Consider the following 10,239-nt stretch of genomic DNA (forward strand, 5'->3'; position numbering starts at 1 on the left):
AGCCATGGGCCCGGCGAGGTCCGGGCGTCTGTCGCCTCCGCGTCTGTTCCGGGCACTTGCGTCATCGACTATCGCAGATAGCGCCCGCGCAGCATGTTGAAATACAGCGGCTTGATCATGTGGACCTTCAGGCGCCACCACATCCAGCTTGGGGCGCCCTGGTCCAGGAAGGTGAAGGTCGGGACCTCCTCCAGGCTGTAGTCGAACTCGACCAGCGCCGCCTTGCCCACCTCGGTGATCAGCGGGCAGGAGGTATAGCCGTCGAACTGGCGCGACGGCTCGCGATCCTGGATCACGTCCACCAGGTTGTCGGGCATCACTGCGCCATGCGAGCGCACGGTGGAGGCGGTCTTGCCGATCGCGGTTGCGACGACGTCACCGGCACCGAAGATGTTTGGGTAGTCCGTGTGCTGCAGCGTGCGGTCATCCACCGCCAGCCAGCCGCCGGCCGCCAGGGGGCCGTCCTCGACTGCCAGCCCGGCCTCGCGGACGAAGTCGTGCGCGCGCATCGGCGGCGTTACGTGGAGGTAGTCGTAGTCCACGGTCTCGCGGCCGCCATCGCGGGTCTGGAACTGGGCCTGGCGGGCGTCGACATCCACCGCCAGCAAGGCGCCGCCGTCGTTTACGCTCACGCCGCGTTCGGCGTACAGGTCGCGCACCATGTGGTCGAAGCGCTGCACGCTGAACAGGGTGTCCGATGCCGTGTGATAGTGGAAATCGGCCCCGTTGCGCTGACCGGCCGAGCGCAGCAGGTCATCGGCGATGAAGGTCGCCTTGATCGGCGCACCGGCACACTTGATCGGCGTATTGGGGATGGTGAAACGTGCCACCCCGCCGTTCTCGCCGAACGCATGGATCTGCTCGTAGGCATCGCGCGCGGCCTCGGCGCTGGCGTACAGGCTGGTCAGCCCGGGACGGCCGATATCCTCGCGCCGCAGCCCCTCGATCGCCTCGTAATCCAGGTGCAGCCCGGTCGCGACCACCAGGAAGTCGTAGTCCAGCCGGTCGCCGCCGGTGGTCTCGACCCGCTGCGACTCGGGATCAATGGCTGCCACCGCGGAGCGGACCCATTCCACCCCGCGCGGGATGTAGCGTTCGTTGCGGCGCTGGACCTCGCCCACCGAGTAGACGCCCGCGGCCACCAGGGTCCAGCCGGGCTGGTAATGATGGATCTCGCTTGGCTCGACAATCGTGATCCGGGCCCCGTCCAGCAGGTCGCGGAGGCGGGCGGCCATGGTCATGCCCGCGGCACCTCCGCCCAGCACCACGATGCGGGCCTGGCTGGAGACCGCCGCGCGGGCCGGGGCGGCCTGTACGCCGGTCGCCGACACCAGGCCGGCGGCGCCAGCGATCTTCAGGAAATCGCGCCGGGACAGGCCCCGCAGCGTCTCGTCGGCTTGACGGGCCAGGGCCTTTTCAATCTCGGGATGCTTCGGGTCTTCGGGATGATGCATGGCTCTCTCCGCGTATCCGTCCGCCGCGCCGGAGACCGGGCGGGTCAGTTGCGATGGTCGCGCCGTCGACCGGGCGCTTCGTGTGACGGATTGCTTACAAGTTACATGCCAACACCGGCAGGCCGCTCCACTGGGCCTCGTGTGCCGGTATGGGCGGGGCCAGGCTGCCGAATCTGGCAGTCATTCGAGACTTGGCTGACAAATATGGCAGAAAAGGGCCGATGGTTGCTTGCGCCCGCCAGGCGGAAAAACACGGTTTGTAGCGTGCAGCCAGCGGTCGTGGTGCGGACAGGTAGTCTGGCACGGTACTTGTTAGGAGGTTCACCGATACGTCATGTCGGCGTGCCCCTGACTACGGAGGAAAGGCCATGGAGCTCGACCCCATACTGCTATCGCGAATCCAGTTCGCGTTTGTCGTTTCGTTCCACGCGATCTTCCCGGTCTTCACGATCGGGCTGGCTTCGTTTATTGCGTTTCTGGAATTCCGCGCCTGGAAGACCGGCGAAACGATCTATACCCAGATCTCGAAGTTCTGGATCAAGATCTTCGCGGTGGTGTTCGGCATGGGGGTGGTCTCCGGGCTGGTCATGTCGTTCCAGTTCGGCACCAACTGGAGCGCGTTCTCCTACGCCACGGCCAATTTCCTCGGGCCCGTACTGTCCTACGAGGTGCTGACCGCGTTCTTCCTGGAGGCGGCCTTCCTCGGCGTGCTGCTGTTCGGGCGCGACCGGGTCCCGCAGGGGGTGCATCTGTTCGCGGCGCTGATGGTGGCACTGGGCACGTTCATCTCGTCGTTCTGGATCCTGGTGGCCAACAGCTGGATGCAGACGCCGGTGGGCTTCGAATTGCAGGACGGCGTGTTCCACGTCACGTCCTGGATCACGGCGATCTTCAATCCCAGCTTCTGGCCGCGCTTCTTCCACATGGGGCTGGCCTCGCTGCTGACGGCGGGCTTTGTGGTCGCCGGGGTCTCCGCCTGGTACCTGCTGCGTCAGCGCGACGTGGTCATGAACCGCAAGGCTCTGGGCACCACGATGTGGGTGCTGCTGTTCGCGGCCCCGGCGCAGCTGGTGGTCGGGGATATCCACGGCCTCAATACCTTCGAGCATCAGCCGACCAAGGTGGCGGCGATGGAAGGCGTGTGGGAGACCGAACGCGGCGCACCGCTGTTGCTGTTCGCCATCCCGGACTCGGCCAACGAGACCAATCACTTCGAGATCGGCATCCCGAAGATGGCGAGCTTCATCCTGACCCACGAGATGGATGGCGAGGTGCCGGGTCTGCTGGAGGTCCCCGCGGAGGAACGCCCGCCGGTGGGCATCACCTTCTGGTCGTTCCGCATCATGGTCGCGATCGGCATGGTGATGATCCTGTTCGTCCTGGCTGGTGCCTGGCTGCGCTTCCGCCGCCGGATGTACGCCTCCCCGCGGTTCCTCAGGGGGCTGTCCTGGATGATCCCGGCGCCGTTCATTGCGGTGGTCGCGGGCTGGTTCGTGACCGAGACCGGGCGCGCGCCCTGGCTGGTGTACGGCGTGATGAACCACGCCGAGGGCATTACTCCGGCGCTGACCGGCGGCATGGCCCTGTTCACGCTGATCGGCTACGTCGCGGTCTACGCGGCGGTGTTCACCGGGGGCGTCTACTACCTGGTCCGCATCGTGCGCCAGGGCCCGGAACCGGCCGATGCCACGCATGCAGCGGCGCACGCCAAGCGGCCCCTGTCGGCCGCCGATACCTGGATCGATGACGCCGCGGCCAGCGGTGAAAGGAGCTAAGTCATGGAAACCACGATTGATATCACGCTGATCTGGGTCGTCATCATCGCCGTGGGCGTGATCGCCTACGTGCTGATGGACGGGTTCGACCTCGGGGTGGGGATCCTCTTCCCCTTCGCTCCGGGGGAGACCTCGCGCGACGTGATGATGAACTCGGTCGCCCCGGTATGGGACGGCAACGAGACCTGGCTGATCCTCGGGGGTGCCGGGCTGCTGGCGGCCTTCCCGCTGGTCTACTCGGTGTTCCTGCCGGCGCTCTATATCGGGGTCTTCCTGATGCTGGCGGGGCTGATCTTCCGCGGTGTCGCGTTCGAATTCCGCTTCAAGGCGCATCGCTCCAAGTGGTTGTGGAATGCCGCGTTCGCGATCGGCTCGGCGGTGGCGGCCTTCGCCCAGGGCGCGGTCGTGGGTGCCTACATCCAGGGCTTCGAGATGGACGGGTTCAGTTTTGCCGGCGGACCGCTGGACTGGCTGACGCCCTTCACCGTGCTCACCGGGATCGGGCTGCTGGCGGGCTATGCCCTGCTCGGGGCCACCTGGCTGATCGTCAAGACCGAGGGCGAGACGCAGGCCTTTGCCTACCGCGTCGCGCCCTGGATGCTGGCTGCCGTGCTGCTGGTGTTCGGCGCGGTGAGTCTCATCACCCCGTTCATCGATCCGAAGGTGATGGAGCGCTGGATGGGAACCTGGCAGTACCTCTGGGTGCTCCCGGCCCTGGCGCTGTTCTCTTCCTGGATTCTGATTCGCGCGGTGCGCCGGCGTGACGAGGGGATCCCGTTCGTCGCCACGATTGCCCTGTTCATCACGACCTACCTGGGCCTGCTGGTGAGCAAGTGGCCGTACGTGGTGCCGCCGGACTACACCTTCTGGGACGCCGCCTCGTCGCCGGATGCGCAGCTGTTCATCCTGGTGGGCGCGCTGTTCGTGATCCCGATCATCCTGGGCTACACCGCGTGGACCTACTGGGTCTTCCGCGGGAAGGTGACCCCGGAGACCGGCTATCACTAGGTCTGTCCGGGCGCGCGCGAGCACGCCGGTGGGTCGCGGCCGACCCGCCGGCGCCGTCCGGAGAACGGGTTTCAATGCTGTCGCAACCTATGGGGGTGAACCCATGCCGTTGAACATCACTCGACTCAACGTGTCTATTGGGCAGCGCGACGGTGACGTTACGAGCATCGGAAGCGCATTCCTGGACCCCCTTGTGCGAGGCGAAGTGACGAGCATCACGAAGAAGGCGCCGGAACCGCAGGACACGCATGTCGAGACCCTGCGGCAGGTACTGGAGGGGTTCCGGGAGCCGGCGATCCTGCTGTCGCCGGACTACCGCATCCTGGCCGCCAATGGGGCCTACCAGAGTGTCTACGGGACTGACCGAGACGGCTCGGGTCGCACCTGTTTCGAGGCTTCTCATAGTTTCCGCCGCCCCTGCGACGAGGCCGGCGAATCCTGCCCCCTGCGGGCGGCCCTGGGCAGTGGTCACCGCGAACGCGTCCTGCATGTGCACCACACCGAGACCGGGCGCGAGCACGTGGATGTCGAGTTGTTGCCGATCCGGGGCGAGGGCGGCGAGATCCGCTACCTGATCGAACGGCTGCACCACATGCCCGTCTCGGCGCCGCAGGCGGGGAGTGGCGGGCTGGTCGGTCGCTCGAAGGCCTTCAATGCCATGCTGGGGATGATCAGTCGGGTGGCGCCGAGCAATGCCTCCGCCCTTCTGCTCGGCGAGTCCGGTACGGGCAAGGAACTGATCGCGCGCGCCATTCACGAAGCGAGCCCGCGCCAGAAGTTGCCGTTCGTGCCCGTGGAATGCTCCGGCCTGACCGAAACCCTGTTCGAAAGCGAGCTGTTCGGCCATGAGCGGGGGGCGTTTACCGGGGCGACCTCGGCCAAGGCCGGGCTGGTGGAGACGGCGGCCGGCGGCACCCTGTTTCTCGACGAGGTGGGGGATATCCCGCTGAGCCAGCAGGTCAAGTTGCTGCGGTTGCTGGAGACCCACGCCTATCGCCGTGTCGGGGGTGTCGAGTCGCGGCGGGCGGATTTCCGCCTGGTCTGTGCGACCCACCGCGATCTCGAATCCATGGTCCGGGCCGGCGAGTTTCGCGAGGACCTCTACTACCGTATCAACACCTTCCCGATCGAGGTGCCCCCGCTGCGCGCGCGGGCCGAGGATCTCCCGTTGCTGGTAGAAGCCCTCGGCGAGCGCCTGGATCTGGCCGTACCCCCACGCCTCGAAGACGAGGCCCTGCGAATCCTCAAGCAGTATTCCTTCCCCGGCAACGTGCGCGAGCTGCGTAACATCCTCGAGCGCGCGGCATTGCTGGCGGACGGCGAGGCGATCCGTCCGGAACATCTTCCGGATCGCGTGCGGGAAAGAGGGCAGTCCCCGAGCGGGGCGGAGGCCGGTGCCCTGGACGGCTTGCTGCATCCGCAGTCACTGCGCCCGCTGGACGAAATCGAGCGCGAATACCTGCGGCACGCGGCCGCGGTGTATCCCGGGGACCGCCGGGCGCTGGCGAAGACCCTGGGGATTAGCGAGCGCAGCCTGTACCGGCGCCTGAGCCAGCTCGAGGACGACGCCGACGAACGGGACTGAAATTGCCCGTCCGGGCGGGCTTGGTAACGCGCCCCGCCCGGCTTGAAGCGGCGTCCGCGGCCGCGGTCGGATGTCCGGCACCGGCCCGTCACCAAGGACGGGGCTGCATGCATACCGCCAGAAGAATCAGGAAAAAGCGATATACCGATGCACCCGAAAGACTGGAGTCTCTGATGAAAAAGTCTGCAATGACCCTCTCCCTGTCCGCCGTCCTGCTGGCCACTCCGATGCTGGCCTCGGCCGAGCCGCTGTCGTTCGGCGAGCACCAGACCATCCGCTCGATGGCCAGTGCCGGCATCGGCCAGGCCATCGTGAACGAGATGGGGGCCGGTTCGATGGCCGTGATCAACAACCCGTCCGCCGTCTGCGGCGCCCTGGCCGGTGGGCTGGGTGCGTCGATGCTGTCGGCCGATCCGCAGGCCGGCTTCCGCATCGCCACCCTGCGCTCCGCTGACGACGCCGCGGCCGCGGTGCGCGTGACCGCGGACAAGGACGTGGCCTATCTCGCACTCGGGGGAAATCTCGCGCGTGACGAAAACGTGGCCCTGGCCCACGCCTATCTGCAGGAACTCGCGGCCTCCGAATGGGACGGCACGCTGGTGCTGCATATCTCCTCCTGGATGCAGAAGCAGGTCCAGGCCGTCGCGGAGGCAGACACGGCCGTGGCCGACTATCTTCAGGGGATCAACATGGTGGCGCTCCAGCCCGACCTGGATGCGGGGCAGGCGGTGATGCTGGGTGTGAACTTCGACGGCGAGAGCTTCACGACCGAGGAGATGGGTCGCCAGGACATGCGCGAGGACCTCGTGGAGCTGTTCCGCCGCATGTGAGTCAGCGCGCGGTGGGCCGGAGGGGCGCAAGCCCTGCCCGGCTCATCGTTAGGGGCAAACTATCGGGACGTTAATTAATTAGTAATTCACGAAATTCGGAAGGGCGTATAAAGTAGAACGTACATGGAGGCAAGGCCCCATGAGCTTCCGAATCACTATCTAAACCGAAAGGAGTTACATCATGGCACTGCGTTTGGGCGATACCGCACCGAATTTCCAGATTGATACCACCAAGGGCAAGATCGATTTCCACGAATGGATCGGCGACTCCTGGTGCTTCTTCTTCAGCCACCCGGCCGACTTCACCCCGGTGTGCACCACCGAGATGGGCCGCACCGCGCAACTGGCCAAGCAGTTCGCGGACCGCAACACCAAGCCGCTGGGTCTGTCGACGGATACCGTCGAGGAACACAACAAGTGGATTGAAGACGTCAACGACACCCAGGACACCACGCTGGAGTTCCCGATCGTCGCGGATGCCGACAAGAAGATCTCGGAGCTCTACGAGATGATCCACCCGGGCGAGAGCGAGACCGCCGCCGTGCGTTCGGTCTACATCATCGACCCGAACAAGAAGATCCGTCTGATGATGACCTACCCGATGTCGGTGGGCCGCAACTTCGACGAGATCCTGCGCGTGATCGATGCGCTGCAGACCGGTGACAAGCATGGCATCGCAACCCCGGCTGACTGGACTCCGGGTGCTCGCGTGATCATCCCGCCGACGGTCAGCAACGAGGACGCGCAGAAGAAGTTCCCGCAGGGCTTCGAGGAGATCCGCTCCTACCTGCGCTACACCAAGGTCTGATCCGGACCGACCAGCAGCCTCGCCCGGCTACGGGCGGGGCCGTTCTCCCCAGGTGGGAGCAGGGGCCGCAAGGCCCCTTTTTTGTGTCTGTCGGTTACGCCTGGATACGGCGAACCGCTCGTCTTCAGCGGCCCAGCCCGGTCAGGCGGCCGGGTTCGAGGATCTCGATCCAGTAGCCGTCGAGGTCCTTCACGAAGGCGATGTCCTTCAGGCCGCCTTCGTCGGGGCGCTTCACGAACTCGACGTTGTTCTGGTCGAACCAGCGCACGGCGGCGTCCAGGTCCGGGACCGAGAAGCAGATGTGGCCGAAGCCCTGCGGTTCCTCGTTGCCGTCGTGGTAGTGGAAGTCCGCGTCGTTCTCGGTGCCGTAGTTGTAGGTCAGCTCAAGGATGCCGCGCTGGCTGAACATCCAGCGGGTGGCCTCGCCGGCGTCCTTCGGCGGCTGCGGTTCGTCCTCGCCGATCTGCGCGAGGAAGTAGAGCGTGAACTCGAACTCCGGGAAGTCCAGGGTCTTCACCAGCTCCATGCCGAACACGCGCTGGTAGAAGTCCAGCGCCTTCTGCGGGTCCTTCACGCGCAGCATGGTGTGGTTGAAGCGAAAGCCTGCGGTGGGATTGTCGCTCATGGTGCGTCCTTGTCTCGGCCAAAGGGGGTGTCCCGGAAGACTGGAACACAGGCGGCGAGGTTCCCTCAAGTGCGCCCGTCACGCGTTGCGCTCGGAGCGAGGGGCTCCGCCATCGCGAGTCGCGCACGTGGCGTCGCTGGCTTCAGGGAGTGCCCCGGCGCCGGTGGCTGCGTCGGGAGATCGCCACGGCGCTGCGCGCCTCGCGATCACGGGATTTGTGACGCGCCCGGCCAGTTCATTGTCCGTCACTGCGAGGAGGCGTAGCCGACGTGGCTGTCTGTTGGGGGTACTCTCCGGCGGCGAGGCAGCGTTGGGAGATCGCTTCGCTTCGCTCGCGATGACGGGAGGCGTGGCCCTGGTGGGGCGGTTGGGGCTGCGTCACCGCGAGGAGGTGCAGCCGACGCCGGCAGTCTGTTGAGGATGCCCCGACGCCGGAGGCGGCGTTGGCCGATTGCTTCGCGATGCGCGCAATGACGGGATGGTGGAGCGGCCGGGAACACACATCCTCGTCACTGCGAGGAGGCGTAGCCGACGTGGCAGTCTGTCGGGGTTACCCCGGCGCCGGGGGCGCGTGGGGTGCTCGCTTCGCGGCGCTCGCGATGACGAGATGCTGGGCTTGGGGCGCGTGCCCGCGTCCAAAAGCACCGTCATCCCGGAAACCGCGCAGCGGTTATCCGGGATCTCCCGGGGCAGGCATGGCGTTCGTCGGTTCGGCTACTGCCGGCAGAACGGCCAGACCTGGTAGAAGCGCCGGCAGCGGAACTCGGATTCGCAGCTCTGTAGCTGGGACTCGTAGCGGTCGGCGCGCTGCGCTACCTGGCGGGCCGCGGCCCGGACCTGCGGCTTGCTCTGGTAGCTGCCGCGGTTATAGCCGCCCTGGCCCTCATGGTAGGCGAGGTAGAGGTGTTCCGAGTTGTACAACGACACGCCGGTCATGCGCTGGGTGCGGGCGTTGTACCAGCCGATGAAGTCGGTCGCGTGCTTCATGTGCGAACGTCGCGCGAAGCGGCTTCCGGCATCGTCCTGGTACTCGCCCCAGACCGGGTCCTGGGCCTGGGCATAGCCCCGGGCGGAGGAGGGGCGGCTCCACGGGATGAAGCCGAGCAGACGCTCGCGGTCCGGGCGCACGTGGCTGCGGAAGGAGGACTCCTGCTGGATGAACGACATCTGGGTCGCGATCGGCGTGCCCCATTCCCGCTCGGAATCCCGCGCATGATCGTACCAGCGCGGCTGCTCGCGGAAGATCTCGCAGATGTTGCTCTGGTCATCGGGCGGGGAGGGCGACAGCATGGAGCACCCAGCGGTGATGGCTGCCAGCGCCAGCAGCAGCCCGGCCCGCAAAATGGCGACGACCGCCCGCCGCGTCTTCCTTGATTCTGCCTTGTCCACCCGAATCTCCCGCCCGGTTCCCCAATGGCCCGCGAGTATAAAGCACTCGCGACGAGGGTAATGGGCGCGCCGTGCACCGGGCCTGCTTCCGGAGCTTGCCGCGGCCCCTGCGGGGCTGCGCAACGACAGGGTCGCGTCACTCGCCATCGCGAGCGGCTGTAAGCGATCTCCCGACGCGGTCCCCGGGCCGGGGTGGCCCCCAAAAGACTGCCACTTCGGCTGCGCCTCCTCGCTGTGACGGGAGCGGGGAGACGCCCCACATGCCCGTCATCGCGAGGCGTGCAGCGCCGCGGCGATCTCCGTCCGGGGCCACCCGAATCGGCGTCGTGCGCGGTGTCAGGGTTCATCGAATCCGACCGTCTTTGTGCTTTGTGGGAGGGGCCCAGCCCGAGAGGCGCCAGGCCGGATCTCCCGGTAGGAGCTTGCTTGCAGGCGAAGCCCCTGCCATTGTCGGGCGCGGGCAGGGGCGTTCGCCTGCAAGCAGGCTCCTTGTGTCTTGCGGTTCACGGATCGCTACCATGAACCGCATTGGGCTCGGGGTAACCCGTCAGGCTCCTGAGGTCACGAACCTGTTCTGTAGATTGGCCCCCGAGTCCTTTCTCATCTCGAAGTTTGAACGGTATCCAAGACCCCCCTCCGTGATGGACGGGTGAGGCTGTACGGACAAGGCGAGAGGACGAGATGGCTCATATTGGCATTGATGTTAGCAAGAACAAGCTCGACTGCATGTGGGTCCGGGACCTGGCAGCGGGCAAGGTGAAGCCG

At 66.3% G+C, this 10,239-nt stretch carries 8 protein-coding genes; 5 read left to right on the forward strand and 3 right to left on the reverse strand.

What is annotated here, in order from left to right; all coding sequences use genetic code 11:
• Window positions 1–68 precede the first annotated feature (68 nt).
• Window positions 69–1,454, reverse strand: coding sequence for an NAD(P)/FAD-dependent oxidoreductase (locus G335_RS0113420; protein ID WP_018177056.1), 1,386 nt, complete (start codon window positions 1,452–1,454; stop codon window positions 69–71).
• 368 nt (window positions 1,455–1,822) lie between these two features.
• On the opposite strand from G335_RS0113420, the gene G335_RS0113425 reads away from it, so the two are divergent.
• From G335_RS0113425 to G335_RS0113445, 5 genes are all read left to right on the forward strand, one after another.
• Window positions 1,823–3,229 carry a cytochrome ubiquinol oxidase subunit I gene (locus G335_RS0113425; protein ID WP_018177057.1) on the forward strand — a complete coding sequence of 469 codons (1,407 nt, stop codon included), beginning with the start codon at window positions 1,823–1,825 and terminating at the stop codon, window positions 3,227–3,229.
• A gap of 3 nt (window positions 3,230–3,232) precedes the next feature.
• Window positions 3,233–4,237: a cytochrome d ubiquinol oxidase subunit II gene (gene cydB / locus G335_RS0113430; protein ID WP_018168646.1), complete on the forward strand. Its 1,005-nt coding sequence runs from the start codon at window positions 3,233–3,235 to the stop codon at window positions 4,235–4,237.
• Between the two features lie 103 nt (window positions 4,238–4,340).
• The gene (locus tag G335_RS0113435) at window positions 4,341–5,822 is read left to right on the forward strand and encodes a sigma-54-dependent Fis family transcriptional regulator (protein WP_026304853.1); all 1,482 of its coding nucleotides are present in this window, start codon (window positions 4,341–4,343) and stop codon (window positions 5,820–5,822) included.
• A 173-nt stretch (window positions 5,823–5,995) separates the two neighbouring features.
• The gene (locus G335_RS0113440; protein ID WP_026304854.1) at window positions 5,996–6,652 is read left to right on the forward strand and encodes a hypothetical protein; all 657 of its coding nucleotides are present in this window, start codon (window positions 5,996–5,998) and stop codon (window positions 6,650–6,652) included.
• Window positions 6,653–6,833: 181 nt separating this feature from the next.
• The gene (locus G335_RS0113445) at window positions 6,834–7,460 is read left to right on the forward strand and encodes a peroxiredoxin (protein ID WP_017941735.1); all 627 of its coding nucleotides are present in this window, start codon (window positions 6,834–6,836) and stop codon (window positions 7,458–7,460) included.
• A gap of 124 nt (window positions 7,461–7,584) precedes the next feature.
• Here G335_RS0113445 and gloA read toward each other — a convergent pair whose 3' ends face one another.
• Together gloA and G335_RS0113455 are read right to left on the reverse strand one after the other, a co-directional pair.
• Entirely contained in the window at window positions 7,585–8,085 is a 501-nt protein-coding gene (gene gloA, locus G335_RS0113450) for a lactoylglutathione lyase (RefSeq protein ID WP_018177060.1), read from the reverse strand.
• Between the two features lie 714 nt (window positions 8,086–8,799).
• On the reverse strand, window positions 8,800–9,375 hold the full coding sequence (locus G335_RS0113455) for a lysozyme-like domain containing protein (protein WP_231362682.1): 576 nt from the start codon (window positions 9,373–9,375) through the stop codon (window positions 8,800–8,802).
• Between the last annotated feature and the right edge of the window lie 864 nt (window positions 9,376–10,239).

The organism is Thioalkalivibrio sp. AKL8 (genome assembly GCF_000380525.1).
Classification (GTDB): Bacteria; Pseudomonadota; Gammaproteobacteria; order Ectothiorhodospirales; family Ectothiorhodospiraceae; genus Thioalkalivibrio; species Thioalkalivibrio versutus.

Coding starts and splice junctions, on each gene's coding strand:
- G335_RS0113455 (WP_231362682.1), bottom strand. CDS start 9,375: ATGCTGTCGCCCTCCCCGCCCGATGACCAGAGCAACATCTGCGAGATC.
- G335_RS0113445 (WP_017941735.1), top strand. CDS start 6,834: ATGGCACTGCGTTTGGGCGATACCGCACCGAATTTCCAGATTGATACC.
- G335_RS0113420 (WP_018177056.1), bottom strand. CDS start 1,454: ATGCATCATCCCGAAGACCCGAAGCATCCCGAGATTGAAAAGGCCCTG.
- gloA (WP_018177060.1), bottom strand. CDS start 8,085: ATGAGCGACAATCCCACCGCAGGCTTTCGCTTCAACCACACCATGCTG.
- G335_RS0113425 (WP_018177057.1), top strand. CDS start 1,823: ATGGAGCTCGACCCCATACTGCTATCGCGAATCCAGTTCGCGTTTGTC.
- G335_RS0113440 (WP_026304854.1), top strand. CDS start 5,996: ATGAAAAAGTCTGCAATGACCCTCTCCCTGTCCGCCGTCCTGCTGGCC.
- G335_RS0113435 (WP_026304853.1), top strand. CDS start 4,341: ATGCCGTTGAACATCACTCGACTCAACGTGTCTATTGGGCAGCGCGAC.
- cydB (WP_018168646.1), top strand. CDS start 3,233: ATGGAAACCACGATTGATATCACGCTGATCTGGGTCGTCATCATCGCC.